The following is a 19,358-nucleotide window of genomic DNA, read 5'->3' on the forward strand; positions in this document are numbered from 1 at the left end:
TGATTAGTTTTGAATCTATTATTATTAATTGGCTCATTTTTCGTACTGCTGTTTGTAGGAATCCCCATTGCCTACGCTCTTTGCGTGTCATCAATTCTGTACATGGTTATTTACTCAGATGTACCGTTGATTATTATAGCGCAGCAGATGTTAAAGGGCGTGGACTCCTTTACATTAATGGCAATTCCATTCTTCGTAATTGCAGGAAGCTTAATGCAGAATGGCGGTATTGCCAGAAGAATGGTTAACTTTGCAAAAAGCTGTATCGGATTCATACCAGGCGGTTTGGCTGTCGTAACCATTGTAACAAGTATGATTTTCGCAGCTATGACAGGAGCCGGAGCAGCAACAACAGCTGCAGTAGGCGGCATTATGATTCCGTTTATGAGAGATGAGGGATACGATGCAGACTATGCCAGCGCAGTACAGGCAGTAGGAGGAATTTTCGGACCGTTGATTCCCCCAAGCGTACTGATGGTACTTTACGGAGTAGCCTCCGGAGAGTCAGTAGGCGATATGCTTTTGGCAGGGCTGCTTCCTGGTTTATTCCTGGGAGTAATTGTAATAGCAGTAGTGCTTTACCAGTGTGTGAAAAGGGGATATAAAGGCTCAGGTTCTTTTGATATCAAAGAAGTTGGTTCTTCCTTTGTAAAGGCTATTTGGGCAATGCTTGCTCCAGTAATTATTCTGGGAGGAATTTATTCCGGTTTATTTACGCCAACAGAGGCCTCTGCAGTAACATGCTTCTACTGCTTGTTTATAGGAATCTTTGTGTACAGAGAAATCAAGATCACTCAGGTGTGGAGCGTAGTGTACGACGGAGTAAAAAGCGCTGCCAGCATTATGTTTATCGTAGGAGCAACACAGGTATTCGGCTGGGTAATCACAAGAGAAGGAATCCCGCAGATGGTAGCGGAAATGTTTACAAGCTCCATCAGCAGCCCATTAGTATTCCTGTTTGCAGTATGTATAATTTTAACTGTAGCAGGCTGCTTTATTGACGCTGTGCCGGCGCTGCTTATTTTTGCGCCTATTTTCTGTCCTACAGCTCAGGCATATGGAATCGGCCTGATTCACTTTGGAGTTGTAATGGTAGTAGTGCTTTGTCTTGGCCTTGTAACACCGCCTGTAGGAATCAACCTGTTTGTAGCGTCCTCAGTAGGCGGACAGCCTATACATAAGATTATTCCACATCTGCCAAAATTGATCTTAGCAATTGCAGTGGGAACAGTATTTATTGTATTAATTCCAGCAATGTCCACGGCATTACCAGGACTTCTGAAATAATAGAAAATATGTTGCATTACATAAATAAAAAGGGAAAAGGAGAAACACTATGAAAAACATGAAAAGATTTGCAGCACTTGGCCTTGCAGTTGTAATGGCAGCCAGCCTTGCAGCCTGCGGAGGAAAGAAAGAAGAAACAACTACAACACAGGCAGCCGGCGGTGAAGCAGCTGGCGGAGAGGCCTCTGGAGATGCTTCAGGCGTTACTGGCGACAATGTTAAGTTAAGCCTTTTTGCAGGTTCTATTCCAGAGAACACACCAACAGGCGGAGCCTTAAAGGTAATGGCAGATTATATTAATGAAAACTCTAACGGAACTTTAACAGCAACAGCATTCTACGATACAGCATTAGGAGACGCTACCAGTATGGTACAGGGACTTCAGCAGGGAACTGTAGATATCGGCGTATCCGGAACAGCATATTTCTCAGGCCTTGTGCCAGAGGTAGAGGTATTCCAGCTGCCATTCTTATTCTCCAACCTGGAAGAAGCAAGAGCAGCAGTAGACGGCCCTGCGAAGGACGCTATTTTTGAGAAAATGTCTGAAAGCGGAATTATCGGACTGGCTTTCTGGGAGAACGGTTTCCGTGAGCTGAGCAACAACGTAAAGCCAATTAAGACTCCTGATGATATGAAGGGAATTAAAATGAGAACTCTTCCTGCAGAAGTTCAGGTAGAAACATGGAAGGCTATGGGAGCTTTGCCTGCAACAATCGACGCTTCTGAGCTTTACACAGCTCTTCAGCAGGGAACTGTAAGCGCCCAGGACAACCCGCTCCACGAGATTGTTTCCCGTAAGTTCTATGAAGTACAGCCATATGTAACATTAACAGATGCAGTTTACACACCATTCTTAATGGCAATGAGTGAAGCAACATGGAACAAGCTGTCTGATTCTCAGAAAGAGGTTATTATGAAGGCTGCAGAAGTAGGCCGTGAAGAACAGCTGAAGCTGACAGACGAGGCACAGGCAGAGGCTCTTCAGACACTGTTAGACAATGGAGTTACTGTAGAAGAAAACCCAGATAAAGAAGCATTCAAAGAAAAAGCAATGCCAACATGGAGCCTGTTTACAGATCAGTACGGCACAGAGCTGGTAGATATGATTCAGAACTCAGCGCCTGCAGCTGAGGAGGCAGAAGATACAGAAGCAGCAGCTGATGATGCAGCAGTAGAAGAAACAGAAGCAGCAGAGGCAGCAGAGGCAGCTGAGGATACAGAAGCCGCTGAAGAAGGCGAAACAGAAGCAGCAGAGGACGCTGGCGCAGAGGCAGCTGAGGGAGAGACAGTAGCAGAATAAAAAACAAAAATGAAGGAGGATAACCATGAAAAGAATTGTGGATTTAACATTGCCAATAGAAGAGCACTGGCGTTACGGAATAAAGTTTTCTTTAGTAAAATCCCATGAAAATGGAGATCCATTTCAGATAACAGGATATAATTTAGCGTCTCATTGGTTTACACATATTGATTTTCCAAGACATTTTGATCCTCAGGGATTAACGTCAGACGCATATCCAATAGCAGATTGGTGTATAACAAAATGTTTGGTATTAGATTTTTCAGACCTGCCGGACAATACAGGAATCACAGCGGAGATGCTTGAGAAAGCTAATGAGCCATATAAGGATCAGCACTTTGACAGCCTTCTGTTGAGAACAGACAGAGGAAAAAAGGTAAGCTGGAAGGAAAAAGAATTCTGGGATAATTCTCCGTGGGTAACAGAGGACGGAGGAGAGTGGATCAAAAACTACGCGCCGAAGGTGGTAGGATATGATTTCCCTCAGGATTATGTAATCCGAATCCGCGAGCCAAAGCCAGGCCAGGATATGAGACAGCCAGTACATGAGCATGTATTAGTAGAGGGAAAAATCCTGCAGATAGAGTATATGCAGAATCTGTGGGAGATAAAATCCCCAGTATGTGAGCTGGTAGCTCTGCCGTTAAACCTGCAGCATGCAGACGGCGGACAGATCCGGGTTGTTGCAGTAGTAGAAGAATAGAGGTGCGGCATATGGAAAAAGGAATAAATGGTGTAAAGAAGCTGTTTGCAATTATCTTTGGATTTGTGGGCATTGCTATGATTCTGGTAGAGACATATGCAGTATTTGGAAGAAACGTATTAAAAATCGCTACTCCCTGGACAGATGAGTTTTTAAAGCTTTTATTTATCTGGAGTATTTTTGTGGGAGCGGCAATGGCATTTTTAGATGACTCTTCCATCTGCCTGACTTTAGTGGAGGACAGCGCAGGCGTAAGAAAAAGACCGGCTGTTTATGGAGTCTTAAAGGTAATTCAGTATGCCACAGGATTTGGGGTAAGCGCATTTATGATTAAGCATCTGGCTACAATCATTTCCACCCAGATGAGAACAGGGGAGGCTACAACTGTTATGAAATACCCTCTCTGGATTTTGAATATGGGTCTGATGGTAGGAATGGTTTTAGTGTGTATATTTGCAGTAATAAAAATCGTGGACTGCAAAAAATATTTTAAGAAAGATGCAAAATTAGCTGAAATTTAAGTTAAAAAAGACTGCTGTAAAGCTTATATTCTGATGCAAAAGGATAGATAGCTTTATGGCAGTCTTCTTTTTATGTCATAAAACAGAAATGTTGACAAACGAACCGATAAGCGATAGGATCAATTGGGGTAAACGCAGACTGGTTCTGTGTATGAAGGAGCTGATTATGGAAAATTTTGTGTTTTGCATCAATGCTACCATGCCTATTTTCTTTACAATGATTTTAGGAATGTGGTTTAGAAAGATCCGCTTATTTACAGAGGATTTTGTTAATAAAATGAATAAGTTTGTTTTTCATGCCGCTTTGCCGGCATTGCTATTTAAAGATATTGCAGAAGTGGATATTAGAGAGGCGTGGAATGGAAAGCTGGTGATTTTCTGCTTTTTAGCCACAGTTGCCAGCATAGGAATTTCAGCTGCAGCGTCCTTGTGCTTTTCCAGGCAAATCAGGGGAGAATTTATACAAGCCTCCTATAGAAGCAGCTCTGCAGTTTTAGGTATTGCATTTATACAAAATATTTACGGCAGCAGCGGAATCGCGCCTTTAATGATCATTGCCAGCGTGCCTTTGTATAATGCTATGGCGGTTGTAGTGTTGACCTTATTCCGGCCTGGGGAAAAGGAAGATATGAAGGCTTTGGCGGCCAGAACGTGTAAAGGGATTATAACTAACCCGATTATTATAGGAATTGTGCTGGGAATTTTGTACTCTCTCCTTTCTGTGCCCATGCCGGTAATTTTAGAAAAAACAGTAAGCAATCTGGCTGTACTGGCCACGCCTTTAGGGTTGATGGCTATGGGAGGTTCGGTGAAATTTGGGGAGGCCTTTGTGGACCTAAAGCCGACAATTATCTGCGCAGTAATGAAACTGACCGGATTTGTGGCGCTGTTTCTTCCTATTGGAATACATATGGGATTTGTGGGAGACCAGATTGTATCTGTTTTAGTAATGTTAGGTTCAGCCACAACGGTCAGCTGTTTTATTATGGCGAAAAATATGGGCCACGGCGGGCAGTTTTCCTCAGGGGTAATTATTCTTACCACCTTATTCAGCTCTGTGACCTTAACTGCCTGGCTGTATTTATTAAAGACAATGGGACTTGTGTGAAAGGAGTGGAGAGGATGATAGATTTACACGGCTGCATCGCTATGCCTCTGCTGAAAAAAAGTTCGTTTACAGGAAGCTTTCAAGGTATGCGGTACAGACTAAAAAAGGAAACTTTAGAGGAGACAGAGGTTATTGGAGCCGTTGTGTGGCCGGAGCCATATTCCTATGATGCCACAGACGACGCCTTAAAAGAGCAGAAAACTTTCCCCTTTGACGATGACGGATTAAGCCAGGCAGTACAGTGGCTTAATGAGAAATATAATGAAAAATTTATAAAGTAATGATATAATATTCAAAGAACTTTATAGAGGAGGAGAAAAATGAACCGCAAAGATATTATTATTATTCACGGAACTGATTATAAAGAAATGGCGAAGAGGGTTATGGACCGGGCAGATGTAGCCGGAGATATTGGGGACTTAAATAAAAAAATTGCCTTAAAGCCAAACCTGGTAGTGGCCAGAGATCCGTCCAGCGGCGCCACTACACATAAAGAGCTGTTAGCAGGAGCCATTGAATATTTACAGGAGCATGGATTTAAAAATATTACTATTATGGAAGGCTCCTGGGTAGGGGATAATACGCAGTCAGCATTTACAGCGGCAGGATACCGCCAGATTTCCACAAAATACAACGTGCCTTTAGTGGACCTGCAGAGAGACAGCTATACAGAGTATGAGGCAAAGGGCATGGAAATCGCCATCTGCGATAAAGCAATGGAAGTAGATTATATGATTAATATGCCGGTGTTAAAGGGACATTGCCAGACTACTATTACATGCGCTTTGAAAAATAATAAAGGGGTTATGCCAAACAGAGAGAAACGCCGTTTTCACACAATGGGCCTGCACAAGCCAATCGCTCATTTAAATACAGTCTGCCGCAATGATTTTATTTTAGTGGATAATATATGCGGAGATCTGGATTTTGAGGAGGGCGGAAATCCTGTAGTGATGAACAGAGTGTTAGGATTTAAGGACCCTGTTTTGTGCGACAGCTATGTATGCGACTGTATGGGCTACAAAGTAGACGATATTCCTTATATTCGCATGGCTGAGAAGCTGGGAGTAGGAAGCACAGACACAGAACACGCTAATTTTATTTACATTAATGAGGATAAAAATGCAAAGAGCAAATTCCGCATGACTCACAGAGTGCAGAATCTGGCCAAATTTGCAGATCCTAAGGACGCCTGCAGCGCCTGCTACGGTTCCCTGATTTATGCTCTGGATCGTTTAAGCGACGCCGGAAAGCTGAGAGGAAAGAAGAACCTGGTATGTATTGGACAGGGCTATAAAGGAGAAACAGGTGAAATCGGCGTGGGCCAGTGTACATGCGGATTTAAGAAAAGTTTGAAGGGCTGCCCGCCAAAGGCCATTGATATTGTAAATTTCCTGGAAGAAGAGTGGAAATAAGAAACTGACAAAGGAGAATTTTAGGAAGCATGAAGGAGAACATCTACAAAGAATACATTGAAATTCTGCGGGAGGAATTGGTGCCCGCTATGGGATGTACAGAACCTATTGCCCTGGCATACGGCGCGGCCAAAGCCAGAGAGGTGCTGGGAGCTATGCCGGAACGGATTACAGCCAAATGCAGCGGCAATATTATTAAAAATGTAAGATGTGTAACTATTCCCAATTCTGGAGGAATGGTGGGAATCGCTGCAGGCGTAGTGCTGGGAGCTGTTGGAGGGGACAGCAGCAAAATGATGGAGGTGCTGGAAGGAGTAAACAGCAGCCACATTCAGAAAACCAGAGAGCTGCTGGCTAAAAATGTGTGCAGCGTGGAGCTTTTAGACACTCCTGTTGTGCTTCACATTATTCTGGAAATGGAAGCAGAGGGCAATCAGGTTGTGCTGGAGATTAAGCATGACCACACCAATATTACTAAGATTCAGAAAAATGATCAGGTTATTTATGAAAATAAAGAAAAGGGGCAGGAGTCCCATCAGGCGGACAGAAGCCTTTTAAATCTGGAGGATATTAAAGAATTTGCCGACACAGTAAAACTGGAAGACGTGCAGGATATAATTGAAAAGCAGATTTCCTGCAACATGGCAATTGCTAGAGAAGGCATGACAGGAAAATACGGTCTTGGAATAGGAAGAGTAATTATGGAATCCTACCCGCCCAGCATTTTGACAAAAATGAGAAGTCTGACTGCAGCGGCATCAGAGGCCAGAATGGGAGGCTGCGACCTTCCTGTTATTATTAATTCAGGCAGCGGAAATCAGGGAATCGCATCCTCTGTGCCCTTGGCCGTATACGCCAGAGAGCTGGAGCTGCCGGACTATATTCTATACAGAGCCTTAGTATTTTCTAATTTGCTTACTGTGTACCAGAAAACCTATATTGGAAAATTATCCGCATTCTGCGGCGCGGTTTCCGCCTCCTGTGCCAGCGGGGCAGCTATTACTTATATGGTAGGCGGGTCCATGGACAGGATTAAAAAAACAATAGAAAACACCTTAGCCAACATTCCGGGAATTATTTGTGACGGAGCCAAAATTTCCTGCGCGGCCAAAATCGCCTCCAGCTTAGACGCCTCTTTTCTGGCTCACCACCTGGCTATGAACGATCAGGCGTACGCGCCGTTTACAGGCATTATCCAGGAGGAAGTGTCAGAGACAATTATGAGCGTAGGAGCCATAGGAAAAGAAGGCATGAAGGAAACAGATAAGGAAATCTTAAAAATAATGATTAGCAGTGAAAAATAAATCTGAGAAATAGGTTTTTTTAGAAAACCTAAAGGAGAAGGGGAAAATGAATATTAAAGAATTGGCGGAGCAGTTGGAGCCTTACATTGTAGAGAGAAGGAGGGAATACCATCAGTATCCTGAAACATCCTTCAATGAGGTGGAAACTACAAAAAGGCTGAAAAGAGATTTGGAGGAAATGGGGCTGGAGCCTGAATTATTTCAGGGGGTTACAGGGATGACAGCCACAATTTGCGGCGGGAAGCCGGGGAAAACCATTGCCCTCAGATCAGATATTGACGCTTTATTAGTAAAAGAAGAAACAGGGCTGCCTTTTGCTTCGGAAAATGGAAGTATGCACGCCTGCGGCCATGATAACCATATGGCTATGCTGCTGGGGGCCGCCAAAATTCTGCTGCAGGTAAAAGATGAATTAAAGGGAAATGTAAAACTGATTTTCCAGCCTGCAGAAGAGGTGGCAATGGGAGCTAAGGCCGCCATTGAAAGAGGGGCCATGGACAATGTGGACGCAGTGGCGGGACTTCACGTGTGGGGCGGATTGGAGGAAGGAAAAATCAACTTCCAGCCTGGCAACCGTATGGCTGGCTGCGATACCTTCCAGATTCACATAAAAGGATTTTCCGCCCACGGCAGCGAACCGCAGAATGGAATAGATGCAATAGCGGCTGCAGCCAATGTGATTATGGGACTTCAAACTTATGTTTCCAGGAGAAATACGCCTTTAAATCCTCTTGTAATCACTATGGGAACGATTCAGGGAGGGACCAGGTTTAACACAATCGCCAACAAGGTGGAGATTGAAGGAACAGTCCGCACCTTTGACAGGGAGCTTCAGAAACGGCTGCCTGAGGAATTAAGGCAGATGGCGAAAAATGCAGCTGCAGTTTTAGGAGCTACAGCAGAGCTGGATTACCAGTATATGACCCCTCCGGTGCTGAATCTGGACAAGAAATTAAACACAATAGCAGGGAACGCGGCTGTAAAGCTGTTTGGCGAAGCTGTTTATAAAGATATGGAACCTGTTATGGGAAGTGAAGATTTTTCCTTTTATGGGGACAAGGTGCCTAGTATTTTCGGATTTTTGGGAACCAGAAATGAAAAAGAGGGGAGAGCCTTTTCCAACCACAATGAGAAATATGATATGGCAGAAAAGTGCCTGAAAATGGGCAGCGCAGTGATGGCCCAGTTGGCAATAGATTATTTAGAAGAAGCATAAGAAATCAGAAAAACGGCTGTCTGTTATCTGTGTGAAAATATATACACATAGTAAACAGAAAGCCGTTTTTTTAGCTACCTGTAAAGTCTTCTCTGCTCATAAATAGGCTCAGATGTTAAATCTACGCCCAGCTTTTTGAAGATTTTAATGTCTACGTCCGACAGCATAACAGAGGTGTGCACCTGGCAGCCTCTCAGCTTAGGAAGCTGTTCTAAGGCAACCTGGGCATTGTGGTCTGTGGCCGCGCACATGGAAAGGGCAATGAGAACCTCGTCTGTATGAAGGCGGGGATTTTTGCTGCCTAAATAATCTACCTTCAGCTTTTGAATAGGTTCAATGGCAGAAGGGGCAATTAAATGTATATGGTGGTCAATATTGCCCAGCTTCTTTACAGCGTTTAAGATTAAAGCAGCTGAGGCCCCTAACAGATTAGAGGTTTTTCCTGTAATGATAGAGCCGTCCGGCAGTTCCATAGCGGCAGCGGGAGCTCCTATGGCTTCTGAGCGTTCACAGGCTGCAGGTACGGAGCGGCGCATATCGGCGGTGATTTTCGCCTGCTTCATCAAAAGCTCAATTTTAAATACCTCATCTTTATTGCCCATGTCTTTGGCAACTCTGTTTAAGGCCTGGTAGTACCGACGGATAATTTCCTGATAGGAAGCTTCCTTGCAGGCCTCGTCGTCGATAATACAGTTGCCCGCCATATTTACCCCCATATCAGTAGGAGATTTATATGGGCTGGAGCCGTAAATACTTTCAAACATAGCGTTTAACACTGGGAAAATCTCTACGTCTCTATTATAATTAACTGTAGTTACTCCATAAGCCTCTAAGTGGAAGGGGTCGATCATATTAACATCATTTAAATCAGCAGTGGCAGCTTCATAAGCCAGGTTTACAGGATGTTTTAAAGGAATATTCCAAATTGGGAATGTTTCAAACTTGGCGTATCCTGCCTTTATGCCTCTGTTGTTTTCGTGGTAAAGCTGAGATAAACAGGTGGCCATTTTTCCGCTTCCCGGCCCGGGAGCTGTAATAATCACAAGTGGCTTTGTAGTTTCAATATAATCATTTTTTCCAAATCCATGTTCACTGACAATCATAGGAATATTATTAGGATATCCCTCAATCATGTAGTGGCGGTAAACCCGGATTCCCATTTTTTCCAGCTTAGATTTAAAAATATCAGCAGCCGGCTGATTGGAGTACTGGGTGATAACTACGCTTCCCACATAAAGTCCCTTATCTGTATAGGCCTGGATCAAACGCAGCACATCTACGTCGTAGGTGATTCCCAGGTCATAGCGAACCTTATTTTTTTCAATATCAGCAGCATTAATGGCAATAATGATTTCTGCCTGGTCAGCTAACTGAAGGAGCATCCGCAGCTTACTGTCAGGGGCAAAGCCAGGCAGGACTCTGGACGCGTGGTAATCATCAAACAGCTTGCCTCCGAATTCCAAATATAATTTATCTCCGAACTGTCCAATCCGTTCTTTGATGTGCTGAGATTGAGTTCTCAAATATTTTTCATTATCAAATCCGATTCGCATATAATGCCTCCATCTATTGTAAGTTACTATTTTTTAACACTAGTAATTCTATCATAAAATCTGGGGAAAACCAAAAAAAAATATAGAAATTTTGAAAATTATGAAAAATGTGATATACTGAACAAAAGTTAAGGGGAAGTTATGGGAAAAATGTAAAAAACGGAGGTGGTAAAATGGATATAAAAGAAAAACTGAATAGTCTCAGGGATGATAATTACAGAGAGTTTCAAAGTAAACTGATTCCTGACCTTAAAAAGCCTATAATAGGAGTCAGGCTGCCTGTCCTTAGAAAGCTGGCTAAGGAGGAAGCCAAAAAGGATTATAAGGAATTTTTGAATCAGTGTTCTGACGATACATATGAGGAAATCATGGTTCAGGGATTTGTAATCGGCTGCGCCTCCATGAGCGAGGATGAAAGGTTTCTGCTGATTGAAAGATTTCTGCCTAAAATTGACAACTGGGCAGTGTGCGATGGCTTTTGCGGAAGCTTAAAGTTTACAAAAAAGTGCCGGGAGAGAATGTGGAAGCTGATGGAGGAATGTATGGAATCCGGGGAAGAATATAAAATCCGGTTTGCCATGGTAATGATGTTAGATTATTATGCAGATGAAGAATACTGCTCCAAAGCGTTTCAGTATTTTGACAGAAATCTTCACGAAGGCTATTACGTGAAAATGGCCGCTGCCTGGGCTATTTCCCAGTATTTTGTAAAGGTGCGGGAAAAGACTATGGCTTATCTTAAAAACACTGCGGCTTTAGATGAGTGGACGTACCAGAAAAGCCTTCAGAAAATTTTAGAATCTTACAGGGTCAGCCTGGAGGATAAGGCTGTAATACGGGAAATGAAAAGCAAAAGAAAAAGCAGTTAAAACAAGAGGTTAAAACAAGCAGGATTCTGCATAAACAGGAACCTGAAAACAAACAATGATACAAAAGCATAAACAGAAAGGGTAATATGTGATGAAAAAATGGCTTATAGCAGGAGCATGTGTGCTGGCCTTAACAGGATGCCGCAGATATGAACCTATGCAGGACATAACAACACCAGCCCCGATTGTAGTAAACCAAGGAGAAAAACAAGAGTCAAAGGCTCAGGAAGAAACAGAATCGCAGACAGAACCAGAAACAGAGCCGGAGCCGGAAAAAAGGGAGCCGGTAAAGGTAAAGGGGATTTATATTTCCGCCCCTGCGGCAGGCACCCCGGAAATGATGGACAATATTATTGAAAAGCTGGACGAAACAGAGCTGAACGCTGTGGTTATTGATTTTAAGGACGATAACGGAAGAATTACCTGTCAGGTGGATTCTCCTGTAGTTCAGGAAATAGAAGCCTGCAAGCCTTATATTGCCAATATGCCGGAGCTGATTCAGACCTTAAAGGAACACGATATTTATGTAATCGCCAGGATAGTCGCTTTCAGAGACCCTTATTTGGCGGAGAAAAAGCCGGAGTGGTGCTTAAAGCTGGCAGACGGCTCCGTATTTCGGGACAAGCAGGGGCTGGCCTGGATCAATCCTTATAAAAAGGAAGTCTGGGATTACCTGATGGAAGTGGGAGGTCTGGCCGCAGACTTAGGGTTTGACGAGATTCAGTTTGATTACATTCGCTTCTGCACGGAAAAAGGGGTGGGGGATGTGGTTTTTGACGAGGCGGACACAAATGGCCGTGGAAAAACAGATGTAATCACAGAATTTACCTCTTACGCTGTGCAGCAACTTTCCCAGAAAAATGTATATGTGTCAGCCGACGTATTTGGAGCGATTATAGGCAGTGAACAGGACGCTCAGTCAGTTGGACAGATTTACGGGGAAATGGCAAAGCATTTAGACTATATTTGTCCTATGATTTATCCGTCCCACTACGGAGACGGCAATTTTGGAATAGAACATCCTGATACGGAGCCCTACAATACAACTCTGGCAGCTTTAAAAGGCTCCAAAAAAGATCTGGACAAGTACGTACAGGAGGGCGGGACTCAGGCTATTGTCCGCCCATGGCTGCAGTCCTTTACCGCTTCTTATCTGAAAAATTATATTTCATACGGTCCTGAGCAGATCAGGGCTCAAATACAGGGAGTTTACGACGCCGGCTATGACCAGTGGATATTGTGGAGCGCGTCCTGTAAATATCCATGGGAAGGTTTAAAAAGCCCGGAGGAAGCAGAGGCTGAGGAGAAGGCCATTGAAGAATCCAGAGCCGCCCTGCCTCCTGAAGAAACAGGACAAGGTGAAAATGAGGGGGCAGAGGCTCCTGTGATTCAGGGACCGGCGCCGGAGTTAAAATCTATGCCGGAGCTTCCCGACTATGTGGCTCCCGCCGGGAAATCTCAGGCCTCAGACGGGACTACGGCGGAGGTTATTATTCCCAGAATGACAATGGAGTAAAAACAATAATTACAGGGTAAACAAAGGGGCCTTTAGGAGGTACTATAAAATTTTATGGAAAGAATACCAAAAACAGGAGAATTTTACCGCCATTTTAAGAATAAGCTGTATCAGATCATAGCAGTGGCAGAACATACAGAGACAGGAGAAAAGCTGGTTATTTACCAGGCCCTTTACGGTTCTTTTAAGGTGTACGCCAGGCCTTTAGAAATGTTTGTTAGTCTGGTGGACAGGGAAAAATATCCGGATGTAAATCAAAAATACAGATTTAAAAAGGTAGAGCTGTCAGAAAATGCAGATTCTTTCCCGGAGGATAAAGGGGAAGCAGAGCAGGAGCCTAAAGAGGCTTCCCCCTTTCTTATGGAGTTTTTGGAGGCGGAAACATATGAGGACAAGCTGGCTCTGATTACAGAAAAGGGCCGTTTTGCTTCCAATCAGGCAGTAGAAATGATCTGCGAGATTATGGAGGTTCCGGTTTTGGGAGAAACGGCGGAGGAGAAATTAAAGGACCTGATGAGAAATCTGGAAATGCAGATAAAATACGATGGCAGCAGGCTCAGGAGGTAGCGGCTGTGTTTAATATAGAAGAAGAACTGAAGAAGCTTCCGGCTCAGCCGGGAGTTTACCTGATGCATAATGATAAGGACGAGATTATTTATGTGGGGAAGGCAGTCAGCCTGAAAAACAGAGTGCGCCAGTATTTTCAAAGCAGCAGAAATAAAACTGCTAAAATAGAGCGGATGGTATCCCACATAGCCAGATTTGAGTATATTATTACAGACTCAGAGCTGGAGGCCCTGGTGCTGGAGTGCAATCTGATTAAAGAGCATCGCCCCAGATATAACACTATGCTGAAGGATGACAAAACATATCCTTACATTAAGGTGACAGTGCAGGAGGATTTTCCCAGAGTGCTGTTTTCCAGGGACATGAAAAAAGATAAAAATAAGTATTTCGGGCCGTACACCAGCGCAGGAGCAGTAAAGGACACTATTGATTTAATGCATAAGCTTTATAAAATCAGAACCTGCCACAGAGTTCTGCCAAGAGACATAGGAAAAGAAAGACCTTGTCTGAATTACCACATTAAACAGTGCAACGCTCCCTGCCAGGGATATATTTCAAAGGAAGAATACAGAAAAAATATAGAGCAGGCTTTAGAGTTTCTGGGAGGAAAATACGACGGAATTTTAGAAAGCCTGGAGAAGAAAATGTACGCTGCCTCAGAGGAAATGGACTACGAGAGAGCCATAGAATACAGAGATTTGCTGGACAGCGTAAAAAAAATAGCTCAAAAGCAAAAAATCACCAGCAGCGTTATAGAGGACAGGGATATTATCGCCATGTCCAGGGATATGGAGGACGTGGTGGTTCAGGTGTTCTTTGTAAGAGAAGGCAAGCTGATTGGGAGGGAGCATTTTCATCTGCGGGCAGAGCTGGAGGAAGATAAGTCACAGATTCTCACCAGCTTTGTAAAGCAATTTTATGCAGGCACTCCCTTTGTGCCCAGGGAGCTGTGGGTGCAGAAGCAGCTGGAGGACGAGGAGGTTATCAGCCAGTGGCTGACAGCGAAAAAAGGACAGAAGGTAAAAATCGTTGTGCCTGTAAAAGGGGAAAAGGAGCGTCTGGTAGAGCTGGCGGAGAAGAACGCGGCCCTTGTCCTTACTCAGGATAAAGAAAAAATCAAGAGGGAGGAGATGCGCACTACTGGGGCTATGAATCAGATCGGAGACCTTTTAGGTCTTTCAGGAATTACCAGAATCGAGGCCTTTGATATTTCTAACATCAGCGGCTTTGACTCTGTAGGCTCTATGATTGTATATGAAAACGGCCGCCCCAAAAGAAACGATTACAGAAAATTTAAAATTAAATGGATTAAGGGGGCCAATGATTACGCCTCCATGAACGAAGTGCTGATGAGACGGTTTGGTCACGGTCTGGAGGAATCCAAGATCTTGCAGGAAAAAGGCGTGGATCAGGAATACGGCAGTTTTACAAGATTTCCTGATTTGATTATGATGGACGGCGGAAAAGGGCAGGTAAACGTGGCTTTGCAGGTGTTAAGCCAGCTAAATTTGTCTATTCCGGTGTGCGGCATGGTAAAGGATGACAAACACAGAACAAGGGGACTGTATTTTAATAATAAAGAGCTACCTATAGACCGGCATTCAGAAGGCTTTCGTCTGATTACCAGAATCCAGGACGAGGCCCACCGCTTTGCCATCGAATATCACAGAAGCCTTAGAAGTAAAGGACAGGTGCGCTCTATTTTAGACGATATAGAGGGAATCGGGCCTGCCAGGCGAAAGGCCTTAATGAAAAAGTTTAAGTCTATTGAGGCTGTGAAGGAAGCTACAGTAATGGAGCTGAATGCCGTGGAGGGAATGAACCAAAAGGCGGCGGAAAGCGTTTATAAGTTTTTCCATTAAAACAGGGAAAAAGCCAGTCTGGTTTTGTGCCAGTTCCATGATGACAAGAAACAAAAGATATGATACTATGAAAAAAAGCAAAACCCACAGGTAGGGCGAAAAGGAGAAAGTAATATGCATGGGGTTACAATCGCAGAATTAGTAGAGAAAATGAACCTGAAAAACGTTACAGCTGAGCTGGATACAGAAAAAACAGTGCTGACCCATCCGGACGTAAACAGACCGGCGCTGCAGCTGGCAGGATTTTTCGACCATTTTGACAATGAAAGAGTTCAGATTATTGGCTATGTAGAGCAGGCTTATATCAGCCAGCTGGAGGATGAGGTAAAAAGAAGCCGGTACGACCAGCTGCTGGCCAGCAAAGTTCCGTGCATTGTATACAGCAGGGGGATGGAGCCGGACGAGGACATGATGGAGCTTTGCAACCATTACGGCGTGCCTTGTCTGGTGTCTGAAAAAACCACATCTGACTTAATGGCTGAAGTAATCCGCTGGTTAAAGGTAAAGCTGGCTCCATGTATTAGCATTCACGGGGTTTTAGTGGACGTATTCGGCGAGGGCGTGCTGATTATGGGGGAAAGTGGTATTGGGAAAAGCGAGGCTGCTTTAGAGTTAATTAAAAGAGGCCACCGCCTTGTTACTGACGATGTAGTGGAGATCCGCAAGGTCAGCGATGAAACCTTAATCGGAAGCGCTCCTGATATTACAAGACACTTTATCGAGCTGCGGGGAATTGGAATTATAGACGTAAAGACCTTGTTTGGCGTAGAAAGTGTAAAGGATACGCAGCAGATTGATATGGTAATTAAACTGGAAGACTGGAATAAAGATAAAGAGTATGACAGATTGGGATTAGAGGACCAGTATACAGAATTCTTGGGCAATAAAGTAGTTTGCCACAGTATTCCTATCCGTCCGGGACGCAATCTGGCTATTATTGTAGAATCTGCTTCTGTTAATTACAGACAAAAGAAAATGGGCTATAATGCAGCTCAGGAGCTGTACCGCAGAGTGCAGGCGAATTTGGCAAAAAAGGAAATGTAAGGATTTAAAGGTAAAATGGATAGATTTCTGGAAAAGCTTAGGCAGACAGCAGGAGAAAACAAGGTAAAAACAAATGAAGCCATGGCAAAACATACTACCTTTCGCGTAGGCGGCCCGGCAGACTATTTTGTAACGCCCGCCGGCCCTAAAGAGCTGGCAGAGATTTTAAAGCTGTGCAGAGACAGCAATATGCCGTTTTTTATTTTAGGCAACGGCAGTAATCTGCTGGTAAGCGATAAAGGATTCAGAGGAGTTGTGATTGAAATAGGCAAGCCGTTTGATTACTGCGAAGTAAAAGGCGCCAGGCTGACTGCCGGGGCGGGATGTCTTTTGTCAGCCATTGCAAAAAAAGCCTTAGATCATTCTCTTACAGGTCTGGAATGCGCTGCGGGGATACCTGGAAGCCTGGGAGGAGCCGTGGTGATGAACGCAGGCGCCTATGGCTTTGAGATGAAGGATATAGTACTAGAGGTGACAGTGTTAAAACCGGACGGCCAGGTAGCTGTACTGCCTCTAACCAGTATGGAATTTGGCTACAGAACCAGTATTGTGGCAAAGCAGGGATATATAGTGCTGGAGGCTGTTTTACAGCTGGAGCAGGGAGACAGGGAAGAAATCAAAAAGAAGATGGAGGACCTGGCGGCCAGAAGAAGAGAAAAACAGCCTTTAGAGTACCCCAGCGGAGGCAGCACATTTAAGCGCCCGGAAGGATATTTTGCAGGTAAGCTGATTGAGGACGCAGGCTTTCGCGGGTACTGTGTAGGAGGAGCCCAGGTGTCGGAAAAGCACTGTGGGTTTGTAATTAACAAAGACCACGCCACTGCGGAGGATATTTGCAGGCTGTGTGGGGAGATCCAGGAAAAGATAATGAAGGATACAGGAGTTGCCCTGGAAATGGAAATTAAACGCCTCGGGGAATTTGAGGGCTTTGGAGGAAAAAAATGAAACTTGTAATTGTGACGGGAATGTCCGGAGCAGGCAAGACCATTGCGTTAAAAATACTGGAGGATATAGGCTTTGACTGTATTGACAATCTTCCCATATCATTAATAGAAAAGCTGACGGATCTGATTATGGGCAATAGCTCTCAGCCCAGAGATACTGCATTAGGGCTGGATATTAGAAGCGGCGAGGGATTGGCAGGTTTGGAACAGGTGTTCAGTCATTGGAGGGAAAAAGGTATTTCCTATGAAATCCTGTTTTTAGACTGCAGCGACGAAATCCTGATTAAACGATATAAAGAGACAAGAAGGGCTCACCCCCTGGCCGGCCAGGGCAGAATCGACAGAGGAATTGCCAGGGAAAGAGAAAAACTGGGATTTCTCAAGGAGAAAGCCGATTACATTATTGATACCAGTATGCTTTTAACAAAAGAGCTGAAGCAGGAATTGGAAAAAATATTTCTGGAAAATCAGAAGTTTGAAAATTTATTTGTGACTATTTTGTCCTTTGGGTTTAAGTACGGTATTCCGGCAGATGCGGATTTAGTATTTGATGTCCGCTTTCTTCCCAATCCCTATTATGACGTAAGGCTGAGAGGCCGCACAGGAGAAGAGAGGGATGTGCAGGACTTTGTTATGCAGGGAGGAAAGGCCCATATATTTTTAGAAAAGCTGTATGATCTTATGGAGTTTCTTCTGCCTAATTATGTGGCTGAGGGAAAAAATCAGTTGGTGGTGGCAATAGGATGTACAGGAGGAAAACACAGGTCTGTGACAATTTCCAGAGCTTTATATGAAAGGCTGAAAACCCATGAGGAATGGGGATTAAAAATTGAACACAGGGATATTGATAAAGACAGCAAGAGAGGAAAGTGAAATGCCTATGTCATTTTCTTCCAAAGTAAAGGAAGAGCTTTCCAGGCAGTCCAGCACTGCCAGGCACTGCCAGATTGCAGAGACAGCAGCTATTATCAGCTTGTGCGGACGGATTCAAATATCCGAGGAAAATAAATATTGCGTCAGAATACAGACGGAAAATGTGGCAGTTGCAAGAAAGTACTTTACATTATTGAAAAAAACATTTAATATAGTTACTGACATATCAATAAAACATAATGCATATTTACACAAAAACAGAATATATACAGTAATTATCCGGGAGCATGAGGATGCAATCCGGGTTTTAAAGGCAGTAAAGCTTCTGAATGCAGAGGGGGAGATTGAAGAGAATCTTTTTGTTATGCAAAACATTGTTACGCAGCAGTCCTGCTGCAGAAGAGCTTTTATCAGAGGCGCCTTTTTGGCCAGCGGTTCTTTAAGCGATCCGGAAAAGTTTTACCATTTTGAAATTGTCTGCTCCACAGAGGCCAAGGCCAGACAGCTGCAGCAGATGATGGGAACCTTCCAGCTGGACGCAAAAATTGTTATGCGTAAAAAATATTTTATTGTATATATTAAGGAAGGCAGCCAAATTGTGGAGGTTCTCAACGTAATGGAAGCCCCGGTATCTCTTATGGAGCTGGAGAATATTCGTATCTTAAAGGAAATGAGAAATAGTGTTAACCGTCAGGTGAATTGTGAAACTGCCAATATTAATAAAACGGTATCAGCTGCGGTGAAGCAGTTAGAGGATATAAAGTATATCAGAGATACAATAGGTTTTGACGCCTTGCCGGATAATCTGCGGGAGATGGCAGAGACAAGGCTGTTAAAACAGGATGCAACGTTAAAGGAGCTTGGGGAAGCTCTGGACCCGCCTGTAGGTAAGTCCGGTGTAAATCACCGGCTTAGAAAGCTAAGCGAACTAGCGCAGAAAATGAGAGAAGATGCAGTGCAAGGCTTAAACAGGCCGTCGGAAGAATGAGGAGGATGATTATGGTAAAAAAGACAATCACTATTAAGATTGCGTCAGGGCTTGAGGCAAGGCCTGTTGCCATGCTGGTACAGATTGCCAGCCAGTATGAGTGTAAAATCTATGTGGAAAATGAGGGCGCCCGGGTAAATGCAAAAAGCATTATGGGCATGATGACTTTAGGCCTTGGCACAGGCGAGCAGATTACAGTAACTGCAGACGGCGATGATGAATCTAAAGCTATTAAGGAGATTGAAACTTACCTGAGCAGCCATTAAGATTAATAAATACCAGGCATAA

General features: G+C 43.9%; 19 protein-coding genes. 18 read left to right on the forward strand and 1 reads right to left on the reverse strand.

All coding sequences use genetic code 11. The features are described from left to right. The first annotated feature begins 9 nt into the window (after positions 1 to 9). The 9 genes from C1A07_RS14270 to C1A07_RS14310 all read left to right on the forward strand — a co-directional run bounded on the left by C1A07_RS14270 (position 10) and on the right by C1A07_RS14310 (position 8,854). Positions 10 to 1,287 (forward strand): TRAP transporter large permease, encoded by a 1,278-nt coding sequence (locus tag C1A07_RS14270; protein ID WP_101877685.1) that lies wholly within the window; start codon positions 10 to 12, stop codon positions 1,285 to 1,287. 49 nt (positions 1,288 to 1,336) lie between these two features. Then, positions 1,337 to 2,587 (forward strand): TRAP transporter substrate-binding protein, encoded by a 1,251-nt coding sequence (locus tag C1A07_RS14275; RefSeq protein ID WP_101877686.1) that lies wholly within the window; start codon positions 1,337 to 1,339, stop codon positions 2,585 to 2,587. A 25-nt stretch (positions 2,588 to 2,612) separates the two neighbouring features. Continuing rightward, positions 2,613 to 3,290: a cyclase family protein gene (locus C1A07_RS14280; protein WP_101877682.1), complete on the forward strand. Its 678-nt coding sequence runs from the start codon at positions 2,613 to 2,615 to the stop codon at positions 3,288 to 3,290. A gap of 11 nt (positions 3,291 to 3,301) precedes the next feature. Then, positions 3,302 to 3,811: a TRAP transporter small permease gene (locus tag C1A07_RS14285; protein WP_101877687.1), complete on the forward strand. Its 510-nt coding sequence runs from the start codon at positions 3,302 to 3,304 to the stop codon at positions 3,809 to 3,811. A gap of 166 nt (positions 3,812 to 3,977) precedes the next feature. Next, entirely contained in the window at positions 3,978 to 4,919 is a 942-nt protein-coding gene (locus tag C1A07_RS14290; protein WP_101877688.1) for an AEC family transporter, read from the forward strand. Between the two features lie 14 nt (positions 4,920 to 4,933). After that, a complete protein-coding gene (locus C1A07_RS14295; protein ID WP_101877689.1) occupies positions 4,934 to 5,200 on the forward strand; it encodes a hypothetical protein in 267 nt (88 codons plus the stop codon). A gap of 39 nt (positions 5,201 to 5,239) precedes the next feature. After that, positions 5,240 to 6,334 carry a DUF362 domain-containing protein gene (locus C1A07_RS14300; protein WP_101877690.1) on the forward strand — a complete coding sequence of 365 codons (1,095 nt, stop codon included), beginning with the start codon at positions 5,240 to 5,242 and terminating at the stop codon, positions 6,332 to 6,334. 29 nt (positions 6,335 to 6,363) lie between these two features. Beyond that, positions 6,364 to 7,638 carry an L-cysteine desulfidase family protein gene (locus C1A07_RS14305; protein ID WP_101877691.1) on the forward strand — a complete coding sequence of 425 codons (1,275 nt, stop codon included), beginning with the start codon at positions 6,364 to 6,366 and terminating at the stop codon, positions 7,636 to 7,638. A 46-nt stretch (positions 7,639 to 7,684) separates the two neighbouring features. Beyond that, positions 7,685 to 8,854 (forward strand): M20 metallopeptidase family protein, encoded by a 1,170-nt coding sequence (locus C1A07_RS14310; RefSeq protein ID WP_101877692.1) that lies wholly within the window; start codon positions 7,685 to 7,687, stop codon positions 8,852 to 8,854. Positions 8,855 to 8,928: 74 nt separating this feature from the next. On the opposite strand, the gene C1A07_RS14315 is transcribed toward C1A07_RS14310, so the two are convergent. Further along, the gene (locus C1A07_RS14315) at positions 8,929 to 10,407 is read right to left on the reverse strand and encodes a DUF1846 domain-containing protein (RefSeq protein WP_101877693.1); all 1,479 of its coding nucleotides are present in this window, start codon (positions 10,405 to 10,407) and stop codon (positions 8,929 to 8,931) included. A 173-nt stretch (positions 10,408 to 10,580) separates the two neighbouring features. Here C1A07_RS14315 and C1A07_RS14320 point away from each other — a divergent pair, with 173 nt between their 5' ends. The 9 genes from C1A07_RS14320 to C1A07_RS14360 all read left to right on the forward strand — a co-directional run bounded on the left by C1A07_RS14320 (position 10,581) and on the right by C1A07_RS14360 (position 19,336). Beyond that, positions 10,581 to 11,276 carry a DNA alkylation repair protein gene (locus tag C1A07_RS14320; protein ID WP_101877694.1) on the forward strand — a complete coding sequence of 232 codons (696 nt, stop codon included), beginning with the start codon at positions 10,581 to 10,583 and terminating at the stop codon, positions 11,274 to 11,276. A 91-nt stretch (positions 11,277 to 11,367) separates the two neighbouring features. Continuing rightward, on the forward strand, positions 11,368 to 12,792 hold the full coding sequence (locus C1A07_RS14325; RefSeq protein WP_101877695.1) for a putative glycoside hydrolase: 1,425 nt from the start codon (positions 11,368 to 11,370) through the stop codon (positions 12,790 to 12,792). Positions 12,793 to 12,846: 54 nt separating this feature from the next. Beyond that, complete coding sequence (locus C1A07_RS14330) at positions 12,847 to 13,359, forward strand: DUF1653 domain-containing protein (protein ID WP_101877696.1); 513 nt, start codon at positions 12,847 to 12,849, stop codon at positions 13,357 to 13,359. 5 nt (positions 13,360 to 13,364) lie between these two features. Beyond that, a complete protein-coding gene (uvrC, locus tag C1A07_RS14335; RefSeq protein ID WP_101877697.1) occupies positions 13,365 to 15,221 on the forward strand; it encodes an excinuclease ABC subunit UvrC in 1,857 nt (618 codons plus the stop codon). Positions 15,222 to 15,335: 114 nt separating this feature from the next. Next, on the forward strand, positions 15,336 to 16,265 hold the full coding sequence (gene hprK / locus C1A07_RS14340; RefSeq protein ID WP_101877698.1) for an HPr(Ser) kinase/phosphatase: 930 nt from the start codon (positions 15,336 to 15,338) through the stop codon (positions 16,263 to 16,265). Between the two features lie 15 nt (positions 16,266 to 16,280). Further along, positions 16,281 to 17,210 carry a UDP-N-acetylmuramate dehydrogenase gene (gene murB / locus C1A07_RS14345; RefSeq protein WP_101877699.1) on the forward strand — a complete coding sequence of 310 codons (930 nt, stop codon included), beginning with the start codon at positions 16,281 to 16,283 and terminating at the stop codon, positions 17,208 to 17,210. Next, positions 17,207 to 18,082: an RNase adapter RapZ gene (gene rapZ / locus C1A07_RS14350; protein ID WP_101877700.1), complete on the forward strand. Its 876-nt coding sequence runs from the start codon at positions 17,207 to 17,209 to the stop codon at positions 18,080 to 18,082. The genes murB and rapZ overlap by 4 nt, the downstream gene beginning before the upstream one ends. A 7-nt stretch (positions 18,083 to 18,089) precedes the next feature. Then, positions 18,090 to 19,070: a DNA-binding protein WhiA gene (gene whiA, locus C1A07_RS14355; RefSeq protein ID WP_101878158.1), complete on the forward strand. Its 981-nt coding sequence runs from the start codon at positions 18,090 to 18,092 to the stop codon at positions 19,068 to 19,070. A gap of 11 nt (positions 19,071 to 19,081) precedes the next feature. After that, a complete protein-coding gene (locus C1A07_RS14360; protein WP_101877701.1) occupies positions 19,082 to 19,336 on the forward strand; it encodes an HPr family phosphocarrier protein in 255 nt (84 codons plus the stop codon). The last annotated feature ends 22 nt before the right edge of the window (positions 19,337 to 19,358 follow it).

This window comes from Lachnoclostridium edouardi (assembly GCF_900240245.1).
GTDB lineage: Bacteria > Bacillota > Clostridia > Lachnospirales > Lachnospiraceae > Lachnoclostridium_A > Lachnoclostridium_A edouardi.

Bases quoted from the DNA above. Each gene is read 5' to 3' on its own strand.
- C1A07_RS14275 (WP_101877686.1), top strand. From the start codon at position 1,337: ATGAAAAACATGAAAAGATTTGCAGCACTTGGCCTTGCAGTTGTAATG.
- C1A07_RS14280 (WP_101877682.1), top strand. From the start codon at position 2,613: ATGAAAAGAATTGTGGATTTAACATTGCCAATAGAAGAGCACTGGCGT.
- C1A07_RS14285 (WP_101877687.1), top strand. From the start codon at position 3,302: ATGGAAAAAGGAATAAATGGTGTAAAGAAGCTGTTTGCAATTATCTTT.
- C1A07_RS14290 (WP_101877688.1), top strand. From the start codon at position 3,978: ATGGAAAATTTTGTGTTTTGCATCAATGCTACCATGCCTATTTTCTTT.
- C1A07_RS14295 (WP_101877689.1), top strand. From the start codon at position 4,934: ATGATAGATTTACACGGCTGCATCGCTATGCCTCTGCTGAAAAAAAGT.
- C1A07_RS14300 (WP_101877690.1), top strand. From the start codon at position 5,240: ATGAACCGCAAAGATATTATTATTATTCACGGAACTGATTATAAAGAA.
- C1A07_RS14305 (WP_101877691.1), top strand. From the start codon at position 6,364: ATGAAGGAGAACATCTACAAAGAATACATTGAAATTCTGCGGGAGGAA.
- C1A07_RS14310 (WP_101877692.1), top strand. From the start codon at position 7,685: ATGAATATTAAAGAATTGGCGGAGCAGTTGGAGCCTTACATTGTAGAG.
- C1A07_RS14315 (WP_101877693.1), bottom strand. From the start codon at position 10,407: ATGCGAATCGGATTTGATAATGAAAAATATTTGAGAACTCAATCTCAG.
- C1A07_RS14320 (WP_101877694.1), top strand. From the start codon at position 10,581: ATGGATATAAAAGAAAAACTGAATAGTCTCAGGGATGATAATTACAGA.
- C1A07_RS14325 (WP_101877695.1), top strand. From the start codon at position 11,368: ATGAAAAAATGGCTTATAGCAGGAGCATGTGTGCTGGCCTTAACAGGA.
- C1A07_RS14330 (WP_101877696.1), top strand. From the start codon at position 12,847: ATGGAAAGAATACCAAAAACAGGAGAATTTTACCGCCATTTTAAGAAT.
- hprK (WP_101877698.1), top strand. From the start codon at position 15,336: ATGCATGGGGTTACAATCGCAGAATTAGTAGAGAAAATGAACCTGAAA.
- murB (WP_101877699.1), top strand. From the start codon at position 16,281: ATGGATAGATTTCTGGAAAAGCTTAGGCAGACAGCAGGAGAAAACAAG.
- rapZ (WP_101877700.1), top strand. From the start codon at position 17,207: ATGAAACTTGTAATTGTGACGGGAATGTCCGGAGCAGGCAAGACCATT.
- whiA (WP_101878158.1), top strand. From the start codon at position 18,090: ATGTCATTTTCTTCCAAAGTAAAGGAAGAGCTTTCCAGGCAGTCCAGC.
- C1A07_RS14360 (WP_101877701.1), top strand. From the start codon at position 19,082: ATGGTAAAAAAGACAATCACTATTAAGATTGCGTCAGGGCTTGAGGCA.